Origin of the sequence: Rathayibacter sp. VKM Ac-2835 (assembly GCF_013266705.1) — a bacterium.
Lineage (GTDB): Bacteria > Actinomycetota > Actinomycetes > Actinomycetales > Microbacteriaceae > Rathayibacter.
Genome location: NZ_JABSNQ010000003.1, coordinates 25,261 through 47,932, shown reverse-complemented (window position 1 = coordinate 47,932; position 22,672 = coordinate 25,261). Strand labels below are relative to the sequence as shown.

Genomic DNA, 22,672 nt, shown 5'->3' with positions numbered 1-22,672 from the left:
CCACACCGGGCGGTTGCACGACTCTGTTCGGTCGACTTGAAGGATCGAGCCTGTCTCTGCAGACTTGAGGCAGAAAGACCGAACAGCCGAGGCGTCGAAGCCGGATCAACGAAAGAGACTCTCCCCATGACTGAACTGGCCCAGGCCGTCGTCGACACTGCCGCTGCCGACACCGCCGTCGTCGAGATCGACGGCTTCACCCTCACGATCGAGGACGTCGCGCTCGTCGCCCGAGGCCTCCCGGACGGATCGTTCCCCCACGTCGTGCTGAGCGACGAGGCCCGCCGCGTCACGAACGAGGCCCGCGCCTACGTCGACGAGCACTTCCTCGCCCCCGACGCGCCCGCCATCTACGGCATCAACACCGGGCTCGGCCGGCTGATGGACGTCCGCGTCCCCGCTGCCGACCAGGCGCGCTTCCAGCGGCTGGTCATCAACTCGCACTCGGCCGGCGTCGGCGAGCCCCTCCCGCTCGACGAGACCCGCGCTCTCCTGCTGCTGCGCACGAACGCGATCGCGAAGGGCATGTCCGGCGTCCGCATCGAGTGCATCGACCGCCTCATCGCGATGCTCAACGCCGACGTCCTCCCCGTCATCCCCGGGCAGGGCTCGGTCGGCGCCTCCGGCGACCTCGCCCCGCTCGCGCACATGGTGAGCGTGATGGTCGGCCACGAGAAGGCCGAGGCGTACCACCGCGGCGTGCGCATGCCGGCCGTCGAGGCGCTCGCCGCCGCCGGGCTGGAGATCGAGTTCGACCTCAAGCCCAAGGACGTCCTCGCCCTCATCAACGGCTCGACGATCTCGCTCGCGACCGCCTGCCTCGCCCTGCACGACGCCTGGAGCCTCACTCGCCAGGCGGACGTGGCCCTCGCGCTCTCGCTCGAGGCGGTGCGCGGCGAGCTCGACGCGTTCGACGAGCGCATCCACCTCGCCCGCAACGCTCCCGGCCAGGTCGACGTCGCCGCCAACGTGCGCGCGCTGACCGCCGGCAGCGAGCGCACCGTCGAGGACGCCCGCCGCATCCAGCTCCCCGACGAGCACCGCGCGGGCCCCTACAAGCCGCGGGTGCAGGACGCCTACTCGCTGCGCTGCGCGCCGCAGGTGCACGGCACGACGCGTGAGTCCCTCCTGTTCGCCGAGACGCTGCTCGTGCGCGAGGCCAACGCCGCGACCGACAACCCGCTCGTGCTGCCGGACGGCCAGGGCGGCTACGACGTTCTCTCGGGCGGCAACTTCCACGGCGAGCCGATCGGCGTGGCCGCCGACCTGATCTCGATCGCGGTCGCCGAGATCGGCGCGATCTCCGAGCGCCGCTCGTTCCGGCTCACCGACCCGAACCTCAGCTACGGCCTGCCGCTGAACCTCGTCGGCGGTCAGCTCGGCCTGAACACCGGCTTCTCGATCGTGCACTGCGCCGCCGCGGCGATCGCCTCCGAGAACAAGGTGCTCTGCTTCCCCTCGGTCGTCGACTCGATCCCGACGAAGGCGAACCAGGAGGACCACGTCTCGATGTGCACCTTCTCTTCGCGCAAGGCGCGGAGCATCATCAAGAACACGCAGGTCATCCTGGGCGTCGAGTTCATCCTCGCCACGCAGGGCATCGATCTGGCCGCCCCGCACCTCGACGGACGCGCTCTCGGCGAGGGCAGCGCCGCCGCCTACGAGGCGGTCCGCTCGATCGTGCCGATGACCCGCGAGGACATCTACCAGTCGGAGCAGATGATGAACGCGCAGGCGATGGTCGTGCTCGGCACGGTGCTCTCGGCCGTCGAGTCGCGCATCGGAGTCGTGCGGTGACCCGAGGAGGATCGGTGGTCCGCGGGCGCATCGTCACGCCCGGCGCCGTGATCGACGACGGCGCCGTCCTCGTCGAGGGCGGCCGCATCACCGCGGTGCTCGAGGGGCGCGCGGCGGCCGAGGCCGTCGCGGGTGCCGAGCAGGTCCTCGGCGGCGAGGGCCTCCTCGTGCTGCCCGGGGCCGTCGACGCGCACGTCCACGCGTTCTCCGAGCCGGCCGAGACCTTCGTCGGAGCGACGTCGGCGGCCGCGGCGGGGGGTGTCACCACGATCCTCGACATGCCCTACGACGCCGGCAGCCCCGTCAACACGGCGGCCGCGGTCGTCGCCAAGCGCGAGCGCCTCGAGCGCGAGGCCGTCGTCGACGTCGCGCTGCACGGCACGGTCCGCCCCGGCGACGGGGCGCGCGACGTGGCCGGGATGATCGACGAGGGCGTCTGCGGCTTCAAGGTGTCACTGTTCGAGACCGACCCGATCCGCTTCCCGCGCCTCCCCTCGGACGAGCTGCTCGAGGCCTTCGCGATCATGGCCGAGCGCGGCGTCCGCGTGGGCGTGCACGCCGAGGACGGCGAGATCATCGGCGCGCTCGTCGCCGCGGCGAAGGCGGCCGGCCGCACCGCGCCGATCGACCACGTGCGCAGCCGCCCGCCCGTCTCCGAGACGTCGTCCGTGGCGCTCGGGCTGGAGCTGGCGTCCGCTGCGGGCGCGCGCTTCCACATCTTCCACGCGAGCCTGCCCGCCACCGTCGACCTGGTCGAGGCGAGCGCCGGCCGCGGCCTCGATGCCACCCTCGAGACCTGCCCGCACTACCTCGTCCTCACCGATGACGACATGGAGCGCCTGGGCGCGCGGGGCAAGATCAACCCGCCGCTGCGCACCGCCGAGCACGCCCGCGGGATGTGGGCGGCGCTGGCCGACGGCCGCATCGACATGGTGACGTCCGACCACGCTCCCTGGCCGCTCTCGAAGAAGAGCTCCGAGGTGATCTTCGACAACGCCTCCGGGGCCCCCGGGGTGCAGACCCTGCTGCCGATCGTGCTCGGGGCCGGCTACTTCGGCGGCCGCCTCTCGCTGCTCCGGGCCGCCGAGGTGCTCGCCGGGAACCCGGCGCGCGCGTTCGGGATCGACCACCGGAAGGGCGCGATCGCCGTCGGCCTCGACGCCGACTTCGCGATCGTTGACCCCACCGGCTCGACCGTCGTCGACGAGACCCCGATGCTCTCCACCGCCACCTGGAGCCCCTACGCGGGCATGACCTTCCCCGGCGAGCTCGTCCTGACGGTCGTGCGGGGGACCCCGGTCTTCTCGAGGGCGGAGGGCCTCCTCGCCCGCCCGGGCGACGGCCGCTTCGTCGCGAGGGCCGCCTGATGGGCGAGCAGTCACTGCGGGCCTACGTCGACGCCCTGCCTGCGGACGAGCTCGTGGTGATCGACCGCGCGGTCGACGCGCGCTTCGAGCTCGCCAGCGTGCTGGCGCTGCTCGACCGCGGTCCGGCCGTGCGCCTGAGCGCGGTCACCGGATCGGCGCACCCCGTCGTCGGCAACGTCCTGTCGAGCCGCAGCCGCCTCGCCCGCGCGGTGGGCTGCGACGTCGACCAGCTGCTCGACACGCTGACGGCCGCCGTGGCCGACCGGCAGCCGGTGCTCCTCGTCGACGACGCCCCGGTGCAGGAGGTCCGCCTCCCCGCGTCGGCGGTCTGGGACGAGGTCGTCGCCCCCACCTGGTTCGAGAAGGACTCCGGCGGCTACGTGACGGCCGGCATGATCGTCGCCTTCGATCCCGTCACCGGGCACCGCAACGCCTCCTACGCGCGGATCAAGCCGCTGGGCGAGACGACCGGCTTCGTCGGCATCGCACCGAACCACCACCTCACGGCGATGTCGCGCTCGGCCGCCGCGGCGGGCGGGCTCCCGGTCGCCGTCGTGCTCGGCGCGCACCCCGCGATCCAGATGGCGGCCTGCTGCTACCTCGCGCTCGGCGACGACGAGCTCGAGCACGCCGCGCACCTGCTCGGCGAGCCCGTCCGCGTGGCCCGCGCCACCACGAGCGACGTGCTCGTGCCGGCCGACGCGGAGATCGTCGTCGAGGGGCTGCTGCACGCCGACCGCCCGGTGCACGAGGGGCTCGTCAACGAGTACCACGGCATGTACGAGGACTACGGCGACGGCGTCACCCTCGAGGTCACCGCGGTCACCCGGCGCTCGGCGCCCGAGGTGCAGGTCATCCTGCCGGGGCTCTCCTCCGAGCACAGCTACATCGCGGCGCTGCCGATCGCCGCGGGGATCAAGCACGCGCTGCGGAACGTCGGCTGCGACATCGTCGACGTCGCCGTCACGCATTCCGGCGGCGGGCGGGTCGACGTCGTCGTCTCGATCGCGAACGGGCGGCCCGGCGCGGCCAAGCGGGTGATGTTCGGGGCCTTCGCCGCCGTCAGCATGGTCAAGCAGGTGACGGTGGTCGACGCGGACGTCAACGCCTGGGACCAGGAGCACGTGCACTGGGCGCGGACCAGCCGTCTGCGCTGGGACCGCGACCTCGTCCTCGTCGACGGGGTCGCCACCGACCGCAACGTGCCGATGCAGATCGGCGGGACGGTCACCAAGGTGGGCATGGACGCGACCCGCAAGGAGGGCGACCGCGCGATCGGCGCCGACCTCGCCGTCCCGCCGCCCGCGATCCTCCGGAGCGTCCGCGACGCGCTCGTCGCCGACGGGCTCGGCGGCGCGCTGCGTCCCGCGATCGTCGTGCACGGCTCGCTGACCGAGGGGGAGGGCGCCCGATGACCGCCGAGGTGGCCTTCCCCGACGTCGCGCGGCTGACGCGCGACCTCGACGAGATCTCCGGACTCGTCGACACCTCCCGACCCGGCTGGAGCCGGGTGGCGATGACCGAGGTCGACACCGATTCGCGCCACTGGGTCGCCGAGCGCATGCGCGCGGCCGGCCTCGAGGTCCGGATAGACGGCATCGGCAACGTCATCGGCACCCTCGCCGGCACGGGCGCCGCCCGCCGCGCCATCGTGATCGGCTCCCACACCGACACGGTCGACGGCGGCGGGCGCTACGACGGGATCGTCGGAGTGATGGGGGCGATCGAGGTCGCGCGGCTCCTGCAGGAGTCCGGCATCCGGCTGCACCACGATCTGCGCGTCGTCGACTTCTACAACGAGGAGGCGAACCGCTTCGAGCTCTCCTGTCTCGGCAGCCGCGCGCTGGCCGGCTCGCTGACCGTGGAGCACCTCTCGGCCACCGACGAGACCGGCCGCACCCTGGGAGCCGCGCTCGAGGCGGCCGGATGGGCGGATCCGCTCACCGGCACCCGCTGGAGCAGCGACGAGGTGCTCGGCTTCCTGGAGCTGCACATCGAGCAGGGGCCGATCCTCGAGCGCGAGGGGCTGCCGCTCGGCGTCGTCACCTCGATCGCCGGCATCTCGCGGTTCCGCACGCTGTTCACCGGCCGCCGCGACCACGCCGGCACCATGCCGATGTCCCTCCGCCACGACGCCGGCTGCGCCGCCGCCGGCGTCGTGCTCGCGGTCGAGCGCATCGCCTCCACCGCCGCCCAGGCGGTCGGCACGGTCGGCAGCGTCACCTTCACCCCGGAGGCGACCAGCGTCATCACCGAGAGCGCCCTGGTCACCGCCGAGTTCCGCAGCCCGGACCTCGACTGGTTCACCCTCGCCCGCGAGGAGATCGCCGAGATCACCGCGATCGAGGCGGGCAAGCGCGGACTGCGCCACGAGGTCACCTGGCTGCCGTGGGAGCGGCCGACCGCGATCGACCCGCGCCTCGCCGGGAGCATCGGCCGGTCAATCGACCGCCTCGGGCACCCCGCCGCCCAGCTCTACAGCGGAGCGGGGCACGACGGGGTGCAGATGGCCCGGCTCGGCCCGATCGGCATGATCTTCATCCCCTCCCGCGACGGGCGCAGCCACTGCCCGGAGGAGTTCACCGAGACGACGGACATCGCCCTCGGCGTGCACGCGCTCGCCCAGTCCGTCGTCACCCTCGACAAGGAAGGCCTCGCATGAACCGCACCCGTCAGGAACCGCCCGGTCGCGTGATCGTCGCCATCACCGGGGCCTCCGGCGTCGGCATCGGCGTCCGCATCCTCGAGCTGCTGCGCATGGACCCGGGCCTGCACAGCGACGTCATCGTGTCGAAGGCGGGCGCGATGACCCTCGACCAGGAGTGCGGGATGACGCAGAAGCAGGTGGAGGCGCTCGCCGACGTCGCGCACCGGCCCGCCCACATCGGGGCGTCGATCGCGTCGGGCTCGACCCCGGCGACCGCCATGATCATCGCGCCGTGCACCATCAAGACCCTCAGCGGCATCGCGTACGGCCTCGCCGACAACCTGATCACCCGGGCCGCCGACGTCTGCCTCAAGGAGGGCGTGCCCACGCTGCTGATGGTGCGCGAGTCGCCACTGCACCGCGGCCACCTCGCCGCGATGGACGCCGTGGCACGCTCGGGCGGCATCATCGCGCCGCCGGTGCCGGCCTTCTACACCCGTCCCGCGTCGGTCGAGGAGATCATCGACTCCCTCGCCCGCCGCGCGCTCGTGCGGGTCGGGCTCACCCAGTTCCACGCGCGGTCCTGGGCCGGGATCCCCGAGGACGGCGAGCGCGTCCGCGACGAAGCCCTCGGGCGCACCCCGTGACGAAGTACATCGCGACGAGGCTCGTCACCTCGGTCTTCACGATCGTCGCCATCGCGATCGTGATGTTCGCGCTGCTGCAGCTGCTCCCCGGCTCGCCGTTCAACAGCGAGAAGCTGGACGCGGTGCAGAAGGAGCTGCTCACACAGAAGTACGGGCTCGACGAGCCGGTCCTGCTGCGGCTGGGCACCTACCTGGTCAACCTCGCGCGCGGCGACTTCGGCATCTCCTACAACCTCATCCCCGACTTCCCCGTGTCCGAGATGCTGGGCTCGCGGCTGCCGGTGACGATCCGCATCGGACTGCAGGCGCTCGCCCTGGGCGTCGTGCTCGGGCTGCTGATCGGCATCGTCTCGGCCATCCGCAAGCGCGGCTGGTTCGACAACCTCTCCACCTTCGTCTCGGTGATCGCCTTCAGCGTCCCGTCGTTCGTGATCGCGCTGCTGCTGGTCTACTTCGTGGGCTTCGAGTGGAAGCTCCTCCCGATCCGCTACTCGGAGGACGACCCCTTCACCTCGAGCGTGCTGCCGACGATCTCGCTCGCCGCCTACGTGATGGCCGTGACCGCGCGGTACGCGCGCTCGGAGATGCTCGACTGCCTCGAGAGCGACTACATCCTGCTGGCGAAGGCCAAGGGCATCAGCCCGGCGAAGGTCATCGGCCGGCACGCCCTGCGCAACACGATGGTCTCGATCATCACCGTGCTCTCGCCGCTGCTGATCGGCCTGATCACCGGCTCCGTCGTGATCGAGCAGATCTTCGGCGCCCCCGGCCTCGGGCAGCTGCTGCTGACCGCGATCCAGAACGTCGACTACAACATCGTCATCGCGATCAGCCTCGTCTACAGCATCATCTACATCGTCGTGATGCTCGTGGTCGACGTGCTCTACGGACTGATCGACCCCCGCATCCGACTGGCAGGACAGGCACGATGAGCGACCCGGCAGTGCACCGCACCCCGATCTCCCCGACCGCGGGCCTCGACGCCGGTGTCGCGCCCGAGGGCCTGCGCCTCGTCACGCCGGGCAACCGGCCGGCCGGCCCGCCCACCACGTCGACCCGCGTCGTGCGCGGCGGCGGGACCGACATCGCCCGCCGCTTCCGCCGCAACTGGCCGGCGATGGCCGGGCTCGTGATCCTGGCCGTGATCGTGGTGCTGAGCCTGGTGGTCCCGTTCTTCCCGGCGACCGGCGGCGGACCGGAGATCGCCTCGCGCTTCCTCCCGCCGCGCGTGCCGCTGCTCGAGTCCTTCGGGATCCTCGACGGGAGCCGCGACGGCGTCGACGCCTACGCGGCGGCGGACCTGCCGCCGGGCACCTACTTCCTGTTCGGCACCGACGAGCTCGGCCGCGACGTCTGGTCGCGGGTCTGGAGCGGCACCCGGGTCTCGCTGCTGATCGCCGTCATCGCCTTCGCGATCGACGTCGTCATCGGCATGACCTACGGCCTGGTGTCCGGCTACTTCGGCGGCCGCACCGACTCGCTGATGCAGCGCGTGGTCGAGGTGCTGTCCGGGATCCCGCAGCTGGTGATCGTCACCCTCTTCGTCGTCGCGGTCGGTCCCGGCATCGGCGCGATCGTGTTCGGGCTGCTCCTCAGCAACTGGCTCGCCATGAGCCGGGTCAGCCGCGCGCAGGCGCTGCGGCAGAAGACCGAGGAGTACGTGCTCGCCTCCCGGACCCTGGGCGCGCGGGACGCGCGGATCGTCTTCGTCGAGATCCTGCCGAACATCATCGGCCCGATCGTCACGATGAGTATGTTCTCGATCCCCTCGGCGATCTTCACCGAGTCCTACCTGTCGTTCGTCGGCCTCGGCGTGCAGGCGCCGATGGCCTCGCTCGGCTCGCTGGTGAGCGTCGGCTACAAGTCGTTCCTCGCCTACCCGTTCCTGGTGATCATCCCGGTCGTGGTCCTCGGTCTGCTGATGGTGGCGTTCACGCTCGTCGCCGACGGGCTGAAGGAAGCGACCGATCCCCGACTGACGACCTCGAGAGGCCACTGAGATGAGCACGAGCGTCACCACGAGCGGGTCGACCGCCGCCGGCGAGCGCGTCCGCCGGCCCCTGCTGTCGGTCCGCGACCTCGCGATCTCGTTCGAGAACGACGACGGAGCGGTCGAGGCGATCCGCGGGCTGAGCTTCGACCTCCACGCCGGCGAGGTCGTCGCGATCGTCGGGGAGTCGGGCAGCGGCAAGTCCGTGACCGCCCGCGCGATCCTCGGCCTGATGGGTCCGAGCCAGCGGATCACCGGGGGCTCGATCGAGTTCTCGCGCATCGCCGAGGACGGCTCCGCGGTGGTCAGCGACATCGCGGCGATGAGCGAGAGGGCGATCCGCCGCGAGATCTGCGGCCGGCGGATCGCGATGGTCTTCCAGGACGCGCTGACCTGCCTCGACCCGACGATGTCGGTCGGCAAGCAGGTGATGGAGGGAATCCAGGAGCACTTCGGCCTCGGCAGGCGCGAGGCGAGGGCGCGGGCGATCGAGCTGCTCGCCGAGGTCGGCATCGACCAGCCGGAGCGCCGCTTCAAGCAGTTCCCGCACCAGCTGTCCGGCGGGATGTGCCAGCGGGTGAACATCGCCATCGCGCTCTCCTGCAATCCCGACGTCCTGATCTGCGACGAGCCGACGACCGCCCTGGACGTCACCATCCAGCTGCGGATCCTCGAGCTGCTGAAGCGCCTGCAGGCCGACCGCGGTCTGTCGGTGATCTTCATCACGCACGACCTCGGCGTCGTCGCGACGGTCGCCGACCACGTCAACGTGATGTACGCGGGCCGCATCATCGAGCAGGGCACCGCGGAGGAGGTCTTCTACGACCCCCGCCACCCCTACACCTGGGGGCTGCTCTCGGCGATGCCGGATCTCACCACCGACTCCCCCGAGCTGTTCGCGATCCCGGGCAGCCCGGCGAGCCTGGTGAACCGGCCGGCCGGCGATCCGTTCGCGCAGCGCAACCCGTTCGCGCTCGAGATCGACTTCGTCCAGGAGCCGCCCCTCTTCGATGTCGGCGGCGGCCACCGCGTCGCCTCGTGGCTTTGCCATCCCGATGCGCCGCCGGTCGAGATGCCGGCACCGCTGCGCGCCAAGATCGACGCGATGCTCGCCCTCAGCGAAGGAGGCCGGTCGTGACCGCCCTGCAGAACGACACCCCCCTGCTCTCGGTCCGCGGGCTGACGCAGGTCTTCGCTCTCGGGCGCCGCCACCGCGTGACGGCGATCGGCGGCGTCGACTTCGAGATCCGCCGGGGAGAGACCTTCGGGCTGGTCGGCGAGTCGGGCAGCGGCAAGTCGACCATCGGCCGCTCGATCATCCGGCTGATCGATCCCACCGCCGGGGAGGTCGTGCTGTCGGGCCGCAGCCTCAGCGGGCGGCTCGGCGCGGCGGAGCGCGACCACCTCCGCTCCAGCATTCAGATGATCTTCCAGAACCCGATGTCGAGCCTCAATCCGCGCAAGAAGGTGTTCGACATCGTCGCGCAGGGCCTGATGACGCAGCGCCGGTTCGCCTCCGTCGCCGAGCGCGACGAGAAGGTCTACGCGATCCTCGAGAAGGTGGGCCTGGACCGCGCCTACGCCGACCGCTACCCGCACCAGTTCTCCGGCGGGCAGCGCCAGCGGATCGGGATCGCGCGGGCCCTGGTGATGCAGCCCGACCTCGTGATCGCCGACGAGTGCGTCTCGGCGCTCGACGTCTCGATCCAGGCGCAGGTCGTCAACCTGATGCGCTCGCTGCAGAAGGAGCTCGGCACCGCCTACCTCTTCATCGCGCACGACCTGGCGATGGTGAAGTACATCTCGGACCGCATCGGAGTCATGCACAAGGGGCACCTCGTCGAGACGGGCACGACGGGCGAGATCTTCTCGAGCCCGGTCCACCCCTACACGAAGTCGCTCCTGCGGGCCGTGCTGTCCGCGGACCCGCGCGCCATGCGCAACCGGCCGCCGTCGGAGGCCTACGACCCCGTCGCCCTCGGCATCGACTACGCCGCGGGGACGGTGCACACGCTCTCGCCCACCCACCACGTCCTGGCGACCCCCGAGCAGCTGACCGCCTGGACGTCCTGACCCCTCCCGCGAGATGCCACTTGTGCACGCTCGACACGGCGTGTCGCGTGCACAAGTGGCATCTCGCGGAGGGGAGGGGTTACGCCTCGACCGGGCGGGTCAGGGCGCGGACCGAGGTGACGCGGCGGCGGGCGATGGCGGCGACCGTCAGCAGGAGGCCGAAGAGCAGCCAGATCAGCAGGCCGACCACCGCGGCGCCGACGCCGCCGGTGCCCTCGACCACGCCGGCCAGCGCGTTCTGCGCGGCGGAGAGCGGCAGGAAGGCGAGGGCGTCGTCGAAGACGCCAGGGACGGTCGAGATGATGCCGGCGCCCAGGCCGATCACCGCGGCGACCATCGAGACGAAGCGGCCGAGCCCGCCGAGCAGGGCGACCAGGCCCTGGTTCACGGCGGCGAAGGATGCCCCCGCGAGCATCGCCAGCGCGGCGAAGCCGAACCAGGTCACCAGGTCGAGGCCCGCGACGGCGCTCATCACGATCGCGACGGCGAGGCCCTGCACGAGTCCGATCACGAGGGCCGGAACGTAGGAGGACAGCGCCAGCGCCGCGGAGGAGCGGGTCGACGACAGCGCGCGGTGCGAGAACGCGGCGAGCACGAGGAACGTCGCGAGGGCGCCCAGCCAGAGCGCGATCGTCGCGAAGAACGGCACGCTCGACGCTCCGAACAGGTCCGTGCTGGTGCCGCTCGAGTTCTCGACCGGGTCGGAGACGACGTCGGCGAGGTTCTGCGACTCCGACTCCGTGTAGGTCGGCAGCTGGGCGACGGCCGCGTCGAGGCCGGTGGCGAGCGAGCGGGTGCCGTCGGCGAGCTGGAGGGCCCCGTCCGAGACTCCGCCCGCGCCGTCGGCGAGCTGTCGCGCGCCGTCGGCCGCCGAGGAGGCGCCGGTGGCGAGCTGCGTGGCGCCGTCCGCGGCCGAGGTCGCCCCGGTCGCCAGCTGGCGCGCGCCGTCGGCGGCGGAGGAGGCGCCGGTGGCGAGCTGCGAGGCTCCACCGGCGGCGGTGGCGGCTCCGGTCGAGAGCTGGGCGAGGCCGCCGGCGAGCGAGGTCGCCCCGTCGGCGAGGCCGCGCGCTCCGGCGGCCGACTGCGCGGTCCCCGCGACGAGGGACGGCTGCCCGTTCGCCCCGTCGTTGATGCCGGCGGAGATGCCCGCGGCGTACTGCGCGGTCGCACCGGCCTGGTAGAGCGCGCCGGCCTGGTTGGTGGTGTCGAGCTGGCTGCCCGCCTCGGCGAGGATGGCTGCGCAGACGGGGTCCGTCGCGGCGCAGGACTGGGCGAGGGCGGCGATCGTTCCGAGCGAGGTGCCCGTGGTGGTCGCCGACTGCGCGGCGAGACCGGAGGCGGTCGCGGCGGTGCCGCCGAGCGTCGACACTCCGGCCGCGAGACCGTCGAGCCCGTCCGCGAGCGAGCCCGCGCCGGTCGCGAGCTGCGTCGCTCCGTCGGCCGACTGCTGCGCGCCGGTCGCGAGCTGCGAGACGCCGCCCGAGAGGTCGGACGCACCGGTGCCGAGCTGGGCGACGCCGTCCGCCAGCGAGGACGCACCGGTGCCGAGCTGCGACACTCCGCCGGAGAGGCCGGACGCGCCGGTCGCGAGGTCGTCGATGCCGTCCGCGAGGGTGCTGGTGCCGTCGGCGAGCGTCGAGGCGCCGGTGCCGAGCTGGTCGGCGCCGTCCGCGAGCGTGCCCGCGCCGTCGGCGGCCTGGCCGATCTGCTGGTTCAGGGTGTTGAAGCCGACGTAGACGTTCTCGAGGTAGGCGGTGGTCAGCTGCGTGTTCAGCAGCGCGGTCGCGGTGCTGGTGACCGTCGCCGAGATGGCGTCGTCGACGAGCTTCGCCTTCTCGCTGGTCGCGATGTCGATCGTGGCCTTGGTCGCGGCGGCGGCGTCTCCGGAGTAGGAGGTCGCGGCGGCGGAGAACGAGGACGGGATCGTGACGACGGTCGCGTAGCTGCCGTCGGCGAGGCCCTCCGCCGCGTCGTCCTTGTCGGTGAGGACCCAGGTGAAGTTGCCGGTGGAGTCGGAGCCCGAGACGTTCGCCGCGGGGCTCGCGGACGGCGAGGGAGTGCCGGACGCCGAGGGCGAGGGCGTCGCCGCGTCCGTCTCGCCTCCGGTGACGAGCCCGGCCGCGAGCTGGCGGCCGAGCGGCACGGTCTGCCCGTTGATCTCGACGGGGGTGTCCTCGTTCACGACCGCCGCCGTGATGGTGTCCAGGCGCTCGGTCGGGTTCCACAGCGCCCAGACGAGCAGGCCGCCGATGACCAGGGGGACGAGGACGATGCCGAGAAGGGTCACCCAGGACACCTTCTTGACGCCGCGGGGGCGTTCGAGGGAGAAGAGAGCCATCTGTCAGCCGACCTTCGCGATAGCGCGGCGCTCGGCCGCGGGGGAGACCGCGAGCTGGCCGCGATCGGAGGGGAGGAGGTCGTCGAGCGCATCCGCGTTGACGGAGGAGGCGATCACCGTGAAGGAGTGCTCCTTCTGCGCGGCCTTCGCGCGGGCCCGGTCGAGCTCGGCGCGGATCCCGTCGCGCAGCTGCGGGTCGGTGACGGTGTCGAGGTCGTCGAGCACGAGCAGCGGCGGGGCCGTCTCGAGCGCCGCGCGCACCTCGGCCACCGGATCGGCCGCGCCGGCGAGCCGGACGAGTCCGACGCGCCCGCGGACCGCGGAGGAGCGGATCGGCACGACGAGCCCGTCGACCTTGAGGCGTCCGGAGTCGGGGGCGAGGCGCCCCGCGATCGTGAGCAGCAGAGCGGAGCGGCCCGAGCGGTGCGGGCCGTGCACGACCAGCGCGCCGCCGGCGGGCACCCGCACGTCGACGTCGCGGTAGACCGGGCCGTCGGGACCGTCGAGGCACAGCCCCTCGGCGGCGACCGCGTCGGTGGCGCCGGGCTCGGGCCAGTCGGCGAGCGCGAGCTCCTTGGTCAGGCCCTCGCCCTCCACGTCGAAGGAGGGGAGCACGCGGTCGAGCCAGCGCGGCATGTGCCAGGCGCGGTCGCCGAGCAGGTGCAGCACCGCGGGCACGAGCGTCATCCGGACGATGAAGGCGTCGACGAACACGCCCACCGCCAGACCGAGCGCGATCGGCTTGATGTTGGTGTCGCCCTCCGGCACGAACGCCGCGAAGACGGAGAACATGATGATCGCGGCCGCGGTGACGACCTTCGCCGAGCCGACGAAGCCCGACTCGACCGCCGCGCGGGCCGGGCGGCCGTGCACGTAGTCCTCGCGCATCCGCGAGACGAGGAACACCTCGTAGTCCATCGCCAGCCCGAAGAGCACGCCCATCAGGATGATCGGCATGAAGCTGATGATCGGGCCGGTCTTGTCCACGTGCAGGGCGTCGGCGAACCAGCCCCACTCGAAGACCGCCGCGACGGCGCCGAAGGACGCGCCGACCGAGAGCAGGTAGCCGAGCGTCGCCTTAAGCGGCACCCAGAGCGAGCGGAAGACCATCGTCAGCAGCACCAGCGAGAGGCCCACCACCAGCAGGCCGAACGGCAGCAGCGCGTTCGCGAGGGTGTCCGAGATGTCGATGCCGACCGCGGTCTGGCCGGTGACCGCGAGGTCGACCCCGTAGGTCTCCTCGAAGTAGTCGTGCCTGTCGCGGATCTCGGCGACGAGCGCCTTGGTGGCCTCGGAGTCCGGGCCGCCCTCGGGGATCACCTGGATGATGCCGGTGTCGGCGGTCTCGTTCGGGGTGGCGAGCGGCACGGAGGCGACGCCGTCCAGGCCCTCGATCTCGGTCTTGAGGTCGGCCATCAGGCCGAGCGGATCGGTGGAGCCGATGATCGTGCCGGTGACGATGAGGGGGCCGTTGTACCCGGGGCCGAAGTTCTCGGCGAGCAGATCGTAGGTGTCGCGAGCGGGCGTGCCCTCGGCCTGGTAGCCGGCGTCGGGGAGGGCGAGGCGGAGGCTGAGCGCCGGGATCGACGCCATGCCGAGCACGCCGACGACGGCGATGATCGTGAGGATCGGGAAGCGCGTGACGACGCGGACCCAGCCGCGGAAGAAGCCGCGCGGGACCTCGGCGTGCACGTGCGAGCCGGGGGAGGGGGCGGTGGAGTCCGCGGCGGCGTCGGGGTCGGCGTGGGCGCCGGTGGTGACGGCCGCCTTCTCGGCGCCCGCCTTCGCGGCGGCCTTCTTCGCCTTGCGCTCCTTCGGCCGGAGGCGCTCGCCGGCGAAGCCGAGCAGCGCGGGGGTGAGCGTGAGTGCGATGACCACGGCGATCGCGACTCCGCCCGCCGCCGCGATGCCCATCGTGGTGAGGAACGGGATGCCGGCGACCGACAGGCCGGCCAGCGCGATGATGACGGTCAGACCGGCGAAGACGACCGCGGAGCCGGCGGTCGCGGTCGCGCGGGCGGCCGACTCCTCCGGGGCCATGCCCTGCTTCAGCTGGTCCTGGTGCCGGCTGATGATGAAGAGCGCGTAGTCGATCCCGACCGCGAGGCCGAGCATCAGTGCCAGCAGCGGCGTGGTGGAGGAGATCGAGGCGAAGCGGGTCGCGATGAAGATCGCGGACATCGAGAGCGCGACGCCGAGCAGCGCGGTCACCAGGGGCATGCCGGCGGCGAGGAACGAGCCGAAGGTGAGCACGAGGACCACCAGGGCGACGACGAGGCCGATCGCCTCGGTGACGGTCACGCCCGGCAGGCTCTGCGAGAAGAGGTCGCCGCCGAGCGAGACCACGGAGCCCGCGGGCAGTGCGTCCTGGAGGGTCGTCGCCTCGGCCTGGAGCGCGTCGCGGGAGGCCTCGGAGGTGGTGGTGGCGGAGCCGTCCATCTGCGTGGTGATGACCAGCGCGTTGCCGGCCTCGGAGATCGTGCCCTCGACGGTGTCGGAGTAGGGGTCGGTGACGGCGGCGACGCCGTCGATCGCCTCGAGGGCCGTGACGGCCTCGCCGACGGGGCCGCTGATGTCCGCGTCCTCGACGCTGCCGCCGTCCGGCGCGACGACGACGTAGCGCGCCGACGTGCCGCTGACCTGGGGGAAGGTGCGCTCGAGCTGGTCCAGCGCGGTCTGCGACTGGGTGCCGGGGATCGAGAAGGTGTTGTCCGTGCCCTTGTTGAGCAGCAGCGCGCCACCGCCCGCGAGGACGACGACGGCGAGCCAGAGGACGGCGACCAGCCGGTGGGCGCGGAACACCCAGCGGCCGAGTCGGTAGAGCATCGACGACACGCGTGTCTCCTGACGACGGGGGAGCGGAAAGGGACACGACTCTGTGCGGGGAGGGAACGGTCGTGCCGGCTGCACGGACGCGCCGGCGGCGACGTCCTGCTCGATACACGAACGTATCCGATACGCGAATGTATCCGATACAGTGATGTATCTCAACACCGCCGACGCCCGCCCGGGAAGGACTCAGGATGACCGACTCCGTCGAGACCTCGCGCCGCGGCCGGACGCGCGAGCGGCTCCTCGACGCCGCGTACGACGTCTTCGCCGAGACCGGCGTGCACACGGCCTCGGTCGAGCAGATCTGCGAGCGCGCGGGCTTCAGCCGCGGTGCCTTCTACTCCAACTTCTCCACGAAGGAGGAGCTGTTCTTCGCGCTCATGGAACGGGAGAACGGCGCCCGCCTGGACGGTCTGGTCGAGCAGATGGGGCGGACGATCCCGAAGATCGCGGAGTCCGACGAGCCGCTGACTCCCGAGACTCTCGCGGTCGTCATCCTCGACTTCCTGCAGGGGCCGTTCACCGACAGCCGGCGCTGGTGCGTCGTGCAGTCCGAGTTCGAGCTGCTGGCGCTGCGCGACGCGGCGATCGCCCCGCAGTACAGCGCCTTCCGGTCCGGATTCGACGCCACCCTGGTGGACATCGTGCGGGGGGCGCTGCAGCAGGTGCAGCGCGACTTCTCGCTGGCGCCGACCACGGCCGTCCGCCTGCTGATCGCGAGCTACGACGACGCGGTGAAGACGTCGATCCTCGAGGGCGACTCGGAGGAGGCCGCGCTCGAGCGGCTCCGGACGACGCTCACCGACGTGGTGCTGGCGATCTCGGCCGAGCGCTGAGCCGGCGGGGCTGAGCCGTCCGGGCGGACCGAGCGGGGCGGATCGGGCGGCGCTGATCCGTCGGCGCTGAACCGGCGGCGCTGGACCCGACCTGCGCAACGGGTCCCCGGTGGTGCCCGCGCGCGACGAGGATGGACCCATGGAACTGCGCCAGCTCGAACACTTCCTCGCCGTCGCGAAGGAGCAGCACTTCACCCGCGCGGCGAGCGCGCTGCAGATCTCGCAGTCGGGCCTGTCGGCGTCGATCCGCGCGCTCGAGAGCGAGCTGGGCAGCCCGCTGTTCACGCGGAGCACCCGCCGGGTCGAGCTGACGCCGGCCGGGCGGGCGATGCTGGCGGAGTCGGAGCAGTCGGTCGCCAGCGCGCTCGCGGCGCGCGACGCGGTGCTGGCGGTGCAGGGCGTGCTGCGGGGGAGTCTCGCGGTCGGCACCGAGGAGTGCCTGGGCGGCGTGCACCTGCCGCGCGAGCTGGCGACCTTCCGTGAGCAGCACCCGGGCGTCGGGCTGCGGCTGACCCACGACGGGTCCGGCACGCTGCTGGACGCGGTGGGCAGTGGCCGGCTCGATCTCGCGCTGGTCGCCGACATCGGCGCGGTGCCGACGGGAGTGGTCACGCGGCCGCTCGCGAGCGAGGGCTTCGCGGTGCTCGCGCATCCGGAGCATCCGCTGGCCGACCGGCCGGTCTGCCGCATCCCGGACCTCGAGGGGCAGACGATCGTCGGCCTGCAGGAGCACTGGGGTGCGAGCCACCTCGCGGCGCAGGCGTTCGCGGCGCACGGACTGGCCTTCGAGGTGGAGCTCGAGGTGAACGACGTGCACACCCTGCTCGACCTCGTCGAGTACGGCATGGGCGTGGCGGTGGTGCCGGCGCACTTCGCCGAGAAGCGGCCGAGCGGGCTGCGCGCGGTGCCGCTGGAGGACCCGCTGCTGGTCTGGCGCACCATGGTCGCGCTGCCGGAGCGGCCGACGGCGGCGGCGCGCGCCTTCGTCGCGGCGCTGCCGGGCGGTTCCGCCCCCGCCCGCTGATCGAGCGGCCCGCGCGGTGGCCCTGCATGCTGATCGAGCAGCCCACGGAGCGGGCCGTTCATGCTGATCGAGCAGCCCTCGCAGAGGGCGTATCGAGATCCACCGTCGTCCGGTGGATAGGTCTCGATACGCGCTGCGCGCTGCTCGACCAGCATGAGGCGATCGCTGATGGGGCAGCCCGCGCAGCGGGCGTATCGAGATCCAGCGCGCTCAGTCGAGCGAGGCGAGCTCCTCCGGGGTCAGCTCCAGGTCGGCCGCCGTGGCCGAGTCGCGGATGCTCTCCGGGCGCGAGGAGCCGGGGATGGGGATGACGGTCGGCGCCTTGGCCAGCTCCCATGCCAGGCAGACCACCTGCGGCGAGACGTCGTGCGCCTCGGCGACGGTGGCGAACGCGGCGAAGGACGTGCCCAGCTCGGCGGCCGAGGTGATGCCGCCCAGCGGGCTCCACGGCAGGAAGGCGAGGCCCAGCTCCGCGCAGAGCTCGAGCTCCGGCTCGCTGGAGCGGAACTTCGGCGAGAACTGGTTCTGCACCGAGACCAGGCGGTCGCCGAGGATCCCGTGCGCCTCGCGGATCTGGTCCGGGTCGGCGTTCGAGATCCCGGCGCGGAGGATCACTCCCTCGTCGAGCAGCTCGGCGAGCGCGCCGATCGAGTCGGCGTAGGGCACCTCGGGGTCGGGGCGGTGGTACTGGTAGAGGCCGATCGCGTCGACGCCGAGGCGCTGCGCGGAGGCGCGAGCCGCCTCCTTCAGGTGTTCGGGGCGGCCGTCCTGCGTCCAGACGCCCGGCTCGGGGCGGAGGTGCCCGCCCTTGGTGGCGACGAGCACCCCCGAGGTGTCGCCGCCGTAGCCGCGGAGCGCCTCGGCGATGAGCAGCTCGTTGTGGCCGAGGTCGGCGTCGCCGCCCTGGTGGTAGGCGTCCGCCGTGTCGATGAGGGTGACGCCGGCGTCGAGGGCGGCGTGGATCGTGGCGATCGACCGCTCGCGGTCGGGGCGGCCCTCGATCGACATCGGCATGCCGCCGAGTCCGATGCTGCCGACGCTGACGTCGCCGATGCTGCGCTGCTTCATGGGTTCTCTTTCCGGGTAGTGGGATGTCCGGGTGATGGACATGCTGGTCGAGTAGCCCCGGAGGGGCGTATCGAGACCCGCCGTCGTCCGAAGGGCCGGTCTGCAGACTCGACTTGGGACGGTGGTGGATCTCGATACGCCCGCTGCGCGGGCTGCTCGATCGGGATGGACGGGGAGCGTGCCGCCGGATCAGCGGCGGACGCGGGTCACCAGGCGTAGTCCTCCGGCGCCGTGCGGTGGCCGGGGAAGATCTCGTCGAGGCGGGCGAGGTCGGCGGGCTCGAGCGCGATGTCGACGGCCGCGACGGCGCTCTCGAGCTGCTCCATGGTCCGCGGCCCGGTGATCGGGCCGGTGACGCCCGGCTGGTGGAGCAGCCAGGCGAGCGCGAGCTCGCCCGGGGCGATGCCGCGCTCGCGGGCGAAGGCCTCGTACTGCTCCAACGCGGGGCGGTTCTTCTCGATCGCCTCGAGCGAGCGGGCGGAGGCGCGGCGGCTGCCCGACTCCGTCTTCTCGATCACGCCGCCCAGCAGGCCGCCCTGCAGCGGCGACCAGGGGATGACGCCGAGCCCGTAGTGCTGCGCGGCGGGCAGGACCTCGCGCTCGATGTCGCGCACGAGCAGGTTGTAGATCGACTGCTCGGAGGAGAGGCCGGTGAAGCGGCGGTCGCGCGCCGCCTCCTGCGCCTGCGCGATGTGCCAGCCGGCGAAGTTGCTCGAGCCGACGTAGAGGACCTTGCCCTGCTGAACGGCGACCTCCATCGCCTGCCAGATCTCGTCCCAGGGCGTCGTGCGGTCGACGTGGTGGAACTGGTACAGGTCGATGTGGTCGGTCTGCAGGCGGCGGAGGCTGTCGTCGAGCGCGCGGCGGATGTTCAGCGCCGAGAGCCGCCCGCCGTTGGGCCAGGAGTCGCGCCCGCGCTCGGCGCCGGGCGCGGCGTGCTGCTCCATGTCGCCGTAGAGCTTGGTCGCGAGGACGGTGCGCTCGCGGCGCTCGCCGCCCTGGGCGAACCAGCGGCCGACGATCTCCTCCGTCGCGCCGCGGCCGCCCTCGCCGCCGTAGACGTTCGCGGTGTCGAAGAAGTTGACGCCGAGCTCGTGCGCGCGGTCCATGATCGCGAACGAGTCGGGCTCGCTCGTCTCCGGGCCGAAGTTCATGGTTCCGAGGACGGCGCGGGAGACGGACAGACCGGTGCGGCCGAGATTCGTGTACTGCATGCCTCCAGTCCACGCCGTCGCGGGCTCGGTGTCCAACAGGCGTCGGCGATGGGATTCAGCGGGGGAGGAGGTCAATCGCCGTGCGGGTTAGAGTCTGGGAGTGGCATCGAAGACGACTCAGCGCATCGTGATCGTGCTCGCGAGCACCCTCCTGCTCGCCGGCTGCACATCGGCGGCGGACATCCCGGACGCGACGACGACCGCCGACTCCGGCGCGGCGGGCTCCGCGACCGCCTCGAGCACCCCGACCGCCGATGCCGATGTCGCGTCCGGTCCGCGCCCCGTGCCGAGCGTCTCGCTCGCGCCGGCGCCCGTCGCCGCGAGTGGCGAGTGCGTGATCTCCGCCCTCGACACCGCCGACGGCTCGATCGGCGACGTGGACCTCGAGGTCGTGCGCGACCGCGGGACCCGCGAGGGCGCGGCGGGGACGGTGCGCACCGCCACGGCCGGCACGCCCGCCGCCTACGTCGTCGCCGCCGGTGACAACCCGGCCCGGATCGCCGACCGCTTCTGCGTGAGCCCCGACTACCTCGACGCCCTCAACTCCGTGCGCCGCGACGGCGTCACACTGACCAGCCTCTACGGCGGCGACACCCTCAACCTCGACCCGTCGACGGTCCTGACCGTCGGCGACCAGAACGGCCGCGTCCTCGACAACGCGGAGCCGGAGCCGCTGCCCGCCCAGGCCGGCTGAGCCGGCGCTGCCGCCGACCGTCGGTCTCGATACGCCCCTGCGGGGCTGCTCGACCAGCATGCAACGGCGAGGCGCCGGGGTACGGCGTCTTCAGATTCCGATCACGCCGACGAACACGGCCGAGAGGGCGACGGTGCCGATGAAGCCGGTGGTCCGGGCGCGGCGCTTCGCCGGGTCCTCGAGCCAGGGGAGGGCGCGCCAGCGGACGACGGCGCCGGCCGCCCCGGCCGCCGCCAGCGCGACGAGCGCGAACCACGGCACGAGCGTGACGAGCGTCCAGTCGGCGAAGACCCGCGCCAGCAGCAGAACGAGCGCCGACTCGACGCCGCGGGTGAGCACGCGCAGGCGGTCGCGGTCGAGGTGCTGCGCGGTCCGGCGCCAGGGGATGCTCCCGAGCGCGAAGCGGCCGACGGTGAACACCGAGACGGCGAGGGCGATCAGCGTGGCGAGGATCATGCCTCCTCCTCCAAGACGTGGGCGAGCAGGTCGAGGCCGAGCCCGTCGACCGAGGTCGCGGTGCTGGAGTTGACGAAGACGGCGACGCCGCGCTCCCGGTCCATCGCGAGCATGGTCGCGTAGCCGGCGGTGCCGCCGTTGTGCCAGGTCGTCTCTGCGCCGCCGTCCGCCGCGGAGGTGAACCAGCCGAGGCCGATCCGGTCGCCGTCGCCGGCGTCGAAGCGCGGATCGAGCACGGTCGCGGCCGGGACGCCGAGCGCCGGGTCGTCGGTGAGGAGGGCGCGGGCGTAGCGCGCCATGTCCTCGGCGGTGGAGCGGACGCCGCCCGCCGGCGCGTAGCCCTCGAGCGTCCACGGGCCGACCGCGCGGCCGCTCTCGGAGTAGCCGGTGCGCGCGTCCGGCGCGAGCGCGTCCGCCGAGACGGGCACCGAGCTGCCGGTCATGCCGAGCGGCGCGAAGACCCGCTCGCGGACGAGGTCGGCGTAGTCGGCTCCCTCCGCGCGGGCGAGGATCTGCCCCAAGGCGGCGACGCCCAGGTTGGAGTACGCGACCTCGTCCGCCCCGCCGCCGCCGGCGCTCGCCGCCTGGCGCAGGACGTCCTCCGGCGAGAACGTGGCGTACGGATCGACGCCGCGCAGCTGCGCCACGAGCGTCGCCGCCAGATCGAGCGGGTTCGGCGAGAGCCGCGGGAGCCCGGAGCGGTGGCTCGCCAGCTCCTCCAGCGTGGCGTCGAAACCGCTCAGGCCGGCGTGGTCGCCGGCCCGGTCGGCCAGCGCGACCGTCCCCGCGGCGTCGCTCTGCGCGAGGAGCAGTGCCGTCATCGTCTTGGTCACCGAGCCGATCTCGACCTCGGTGCTCTCGTCGGCGCCCAGACCGGCGAAGCGGACGCCGTCGGGGGTGACCACCGCGGCGACGAGCCGGTCGCGGGTGCCGCCCGCCTGCTCGGACAGCCACTGGGCGATCGCGGCGTCACCGGTGCGCTCGTCCGAGAGCCGGGGCGCGGGCGGGCGCAGCAGCACCCCGCCGGCGAGCACGGCGACGGCCGCGGCGGCGGCGATCAGGCGGGTGCGGGTTCTCATCGGGGACCTCCTGCGGCGAGCAGGATCGTCAGCAGGGGTACGAAGCGCGCGGGTGGGATGCCGTAGCGCCCGCGCCCGCGCGCCTCGAGCCAGCCCGCCGCGACCAGCTGGTTGACGTGGTGGTAGATCTGGCCGGTCGTGCCGGCGCCCTCGCTCTCGGCGAGCTGCGCGACCGTCTCGACTCCGCCCGCGACCGCCTGCAGGAAGCGCAGGCGCACCGGGCTGCCCAGCGCGGCCAGCGCCGCCGGGCCCGGGCTCGACCCCCAGTCGCGCTCGAAGAACGCGTCGGTGCTGAGGCCGTACTGCCACTCGACCGGGCCGGCGGGAGTGGCGACGGCGCCCGCGAAGACGACCCCGCCGGGCGCGGGCAGCCGCTCCTTGAGCGCGCTGAGCGCCCAGAACGGGTCGTCCTGCGCCTGGGCGGCCACGGAGCCACCGGCCGTCGCGACGAGCGCGGCTCCCTCGAGCCGCTCGAGCCTTTCCCGCAGCTCGTCGAGCTCGACGGCGAGATCACGTTCGGAGGTCATACCTCCACTATTGCAAACATTCCGTAATCCCGGAACTCGGACTCCGGATCCAGCACCCACTCCTCAAGAGTTGTCGTACGCGC

The 22,672-nt window shown here is 72.7% G+C and carries 19 protein-coding genes; 12 read left to right on the top strand and 7 right to left on the bottom strand.

Going from position 1 to position 22,672, the window contains the following annotated elements; all coding sequences use genetic code 11:
* Positions 1-126 precede the first annotated feature (126 nt).
* From hutH to HRK28_RS13920, 9 genes are read left to right on the top strand one after another with little or no spacing between them, the layout of a single operon-like run.
* Complete coding sequence (hutH, locus tag HRK28_RS13960) at positions 127-1,797, top strand: histidine ammonia-lyase (RefSeq protein ID WP_127887811.1); 1,671 nt, start codon at positions 127-129, stop codon at positions 1,795-1,797.
* A 14-nt stretch (positions 1,798-1,811) separates the two neighbouring features.
* Positions 1,812-3,164, top strand: coding sequence for a dihydroorotase family protein (locus tag HRK28_RS13955; protein ID WP_173252058.1), 1,353 nt, complete (start codon positions 1,812-1,814; stop codon positions 3,162-3,164).
* Positions 3,164-4,579: a UbiD family decarboxylase gene (locus HRK28_RS13950; protein ID WP_173252057.1), complete on the top strand. Its 1,416-nt coding sequence runs from the start codon at positions 3,164-3,166 to the stop codon at positions 4,577-4,579. The genes HRK28_RS13955 and HRK28_RS13950 overlap by 1 nt, the downstream gene beginning before the upstream one ends.
* Positions 4,576-5,826, top strand: coding sequence for a M20 family metallo-hydrolase (locus tag HRK28_RS13945; RefSeq protein WP_173252056.1), 1,251 nt, complete (start codon positions 4,576-4,578; stop codon positions 5,824-5,826). The genes HRK28_RS13950 and HRK28_RS13945 overlap by 4 nt, the downstream gene beginning before the upstream one ends.
* Positions 5,823-6,458, top strand: a complete 636-nt coding sequence (locus tag HRK28_RS13940) for a UbiX family flavin prenyltransferase (RefSeq protein WP_127887807.1) — start codon at positions 5,823-5,825, stop codon at positions 6,456-6,458. The genes HRK28_RS13945 and HRK28_RS13940 overlap by 4 nt, the downstream gene beginning before the upstream one ends.
* Positions 6,455-7,390, top strand: a complete 936-nt coding sequence (locus tag HRK28_RS13935; RefSeq protein WP_127887806.1) for an ABC transporter permease — start codon at positions 6,455-6,457, stop codon at positions 7,388-7,390. The genes HRK28_RS13940 and HRK28_RS13935 overlap by 4 nt, the downstream gene beginning before the upstream one ends.
* Positions 7,387-8,457: an ABC transporter permease gene (locus HRK28_RS13930; protein WP_127887805.1), complete on the top strand. Its 1,071-nt coding sequence runs from the start codon at positions 7,387-7,389 to the stop codon at positions 8,455-8,457. Before HRK28_RS13935 ends, HRK28_RS13930 begins: the two co-directional genes overlap by 4 nt.
* A 1-nt stretch (position 8,458) precedes the next feature.
* The gene (locus tag HRK28_RS13925; RefSeq protein WP_127887804.1) at positions 8,459-9,586 is read left to right on the top strand and encodes an ABC transporter ATP-binding protein; all 1,128 of its coding nucleotides are present in this window, start codon (positions 8,459-8,461) and stop codon (positions 9,584-9,586) included.
* Positions 9,583-10,521, top strand: coding sequence for an ATP-binding cassette domain-containing protein (locus tag HRK28_RS13920; protein ID WP_173252055.1), 939 nt, complete (start codon positions 9,583-9,585; stop codon positions 10,519-10,521). The genes HRK28_RS13925 and HRK28_RS13920 overlap by 4 nt, the downstream gene beginning before the upstream one ends.
* 79 nt (positions 10,522-10,600) lie before the next feature.
* On the opposite strand, the gene HRK28_RS13915 is transcribed toward HRK28_RS13920, so the two are convergent.
* A complete protein-coding gene (locus tag HRK28_RS13915; protein WP_173252054.1) occupies positions 10,601-12,859 on the bottom strand; it encodes a YhgE/Pip domain-containing protein in 2,259 nt (752 codons plus the stop codon).
* A 3-nt stretch (positions 12,860-12,862) separates the two neighbouring features.
* Positions 12,863-15,685: an MMPL family transporter gene (locus tag HRK28_RS13910; protein ID WP_217274819.1), complete on the bottom strand. Its 2,823-nt coding sequence runs from the start codon at positions 15,683-15,685 to the stop codon at positions 12,863-12,865.
* A 197-nt stretch (positions 15,686-15,882) separates the two neighbouring features.
* On the opposite strand from HRK28_RS13910, the gene HRK28_RS13905 reads away from it, so the two are divergent.
* Together HRK28_RS13905 and HRK28_RS13900 are read left to right on the top strand one after the other, a co-directional pair.
* On the top strand, positions 15,883-16,527 hold the full coding sequence (locus tag HRK28_RS13905; RefSeq protein ID WP_173252052.1) for a TetR/AcrR family transcriptional regulator: 645 nt from the start codon (positions 15,883-15,885) through the stop codon (positions 16,525-16,527).
* A gap of 139 nt (positions 16,528-16,666) precedes the next feature.
* Positions 16,667-17,551 (top strand): LysR family transcriptional regulator, encoded by an 885-nt coding sequence (locus HRK28_RS13900; protein WP_173252051.1) that lies wholly within the window; start codon positions 16,667-16,669, stop codon positions 17,549-17,551.
* A 210-nt stretch (positions 17,552-17,761) separates the two neighbouring features.
* On the opposite strand, the gene HRK28_RS13895 is transcribed toward HRK28_RS13900, so the two are convergent.
* Together HRK28_RS13895 and HRK28_RS13890 are read right to left on the bottom strand one after the other, a co-directional pair.
* A complete protein-coding gene (locus tag HRK28_RS13895) occupies positions 17,762-18,619 on the bottom strand; it encodes an aldo/keto reductase (RefSeq protein WP_173252050.1) in 858 nt (285 codons plus the stop codon).
* Between the two features lie 206 nt (positions 18,620-18,825).
* Positions 18,826-19,833 carry an aldo/keto reductase gene (locus HRK28_RS13890; protein WP_123705988.1) on the bottom strand — a complete coding sequence of 336 codons (1,008 nt, stop codon included), beginning with the start codon at positions 19,831-19,833 and terminating at the stop codon, positions 18,826-18,828.
* Positions 19,834-19,933: 100 nt separating this feature from the next.
* Here HRK28_RS13890 and HRK28_RS13885 point away from each other — a divergent pair, with 100 nt between their 5' ends.
* Complete coding sequence (locus HRK28_RS13885; RefSeq protein WP_173252049.1) at positions 19,934-20,527, top strand: hypothetical protein; 594 nt, start codon at positions 19,934-19,936, stop codon at positions 20,525-20,527.
* 90 nt (positions 20,528-20,617) lie between these two features.
* On the opposite strand, the gene HRK28_RS13880 is transcribed toward HRK28_RS13885, so the two are convergent.
* The 3 genes from HRK28_RS13880 to HRK28_RS13870 are packed head-to-tail and all read right to left on the bottom strand — an operon-like array spanning position 20,618 to position 22,589.
* Positions 20,618-20,983 (bottom strand): hypothetical protein, encoded by a 366-nt coding sequence (locus HRK28_RS13880; RefSeq protein ID WP_173252048.1) that lies wholly within the window; start codon positions 20,981-20,983, stop codon positions 20,618-20,620.
* Positions 20,980-22,062: a serine hydrolase gene (locus HRK28_RS13875; RefSeq protein WP_173252047.1), complete on the bottom strand. Its 1,083-nt coding sequence runs from the start codon at positions 22,060-22,062 to the stop codon at positions 20,980-20,982. Before HRK28_RS13875 ends, HRK28_RS13880 begins: the two co-directional genes overlap by 4 nt.
* Positions 22,059-22,589: a winged helix-turn-helix domain-containing protein gene (locus HRK28_RS13870; protein ID WP_173252046.1), complete on the bottom strand. Its 531-nt coding sequence runs from the start codon at positions 22,587-22,589 to the stop codon at positions 22,059-22,061. The genes HRK28_RS13875 and HRK28_RS13870 overlap by 4 nt, the downstream gene beginning before the upstream one ends.
* Positions 22,590-22,672: the final 83 nt, after the last annotated feature.

Bases quoted from the DNA above. Each gene is read 5' to 3' on its own strand.
- HRK28_RS13895 (WP_173252050.1), bottom strand. From the start codon at position 18,619: ATGAAGCAGCGCAGCATCGGCGACGTCAGCGTCGGCAGCATCGGACTC.
- HRK28_RS13910 (WP_217274819.1), bottom strand. From the start codon at position 15,685: ATGCTCTACCGACTCGGCCGCTGGGTGTTCCGCGCCCACCGGCTGGTC.
- hutH (WP_127887811.1), top strand. From the start codon at position 127: ATGACTGAACTGGCCCAGGCCGTCGTCGACACTGCCGCTGCCGACACC.
- HRK28_RS13940 (WP_127887807.1), top strand. From the start codon at position 5,823: ATGAACCGCACCCGTCAGGAACCGCCCGGTCGCGTGATCGTCGCCATC.
- HRK28_RS13930 (WP_127887805.1), top strand. From the start codon at position 7,387: ATGAGCGACCCGGCAGTGCACCGCACCCCGATCTCCCCGACCGCGGGC.
- HRK28_RS13905 (WP_173252052.1), top strand. From the start codon at position 15,883: ATGACCGACTCCGTCGAGACCTCGCGCCGCGGCCGGACGCGCGAGCGG.
- HRK28_RS13915 (WP_173252054.1), bottom strand. From the start codon at position 12,859: ATGGCTCTCTTCTCCCTCGAACGCCCCCGCGGCGTCAAGAAGGTGTCC.
- HRK28_RS13945 (WP_173252056.1), top strand. From the start codon at position 4,576: ATGACCGCCGAGGTGGCCTTCCCCGACGTCGCGCGGCTGACGCGCGAC.
- HRK28_RS13870 (WP_173252046.1), bottom strand. From the start codon at position 22,589: ATGACCTCCGAACGTGATCTCGCCGTCGAGCTCGACGAGCTGCGGGAA.
- HRK28_RS13890 (WP_123705988.1), bottom strand. From the start codon at position 19,833: ATGCAGTACACGAATCTCGGCCGCACCGGTCTGTCCGTCTCCCGCGCC.
- HRK28_RS13875 (WP_173252047.1), bottom strand. From the start codon at position 22,062: ATGAGAACCCGCACCCGCCTGATCGCCGCCGCCGCGGCCGTCGCCGTG.
- HRK28_RS13880 (WP_173252048.1), bottom strand. From the start codon at position 20,983: ATGATCCTCGCCACGCTGATCGCCCTCGCCGTCTCGGTGTTCACCGTC.
- HRK28_RS13925 (WP_127887804.1), top strand. From the start codon at position 8,459: ATGAGCACGAGCGTCACCACGAGCGGGTCGACCGCCGCCGGCGAGCGC.
- HRK28_RS13950 (WP_173252057.1), top strand. From the start codon at position 3,164: ATGGGCGAGCAGTCACTGCGGGCCTACGTCGACGCCCTGCCTGCGGAC.
- HRK28_RS13900 (WP_173252051.1), top strand. From the start codon at position 16,667: ATGGAACTGCGCCAGCTCGAACACTTCCTCGCCGTCGCGAAGGAGCAG.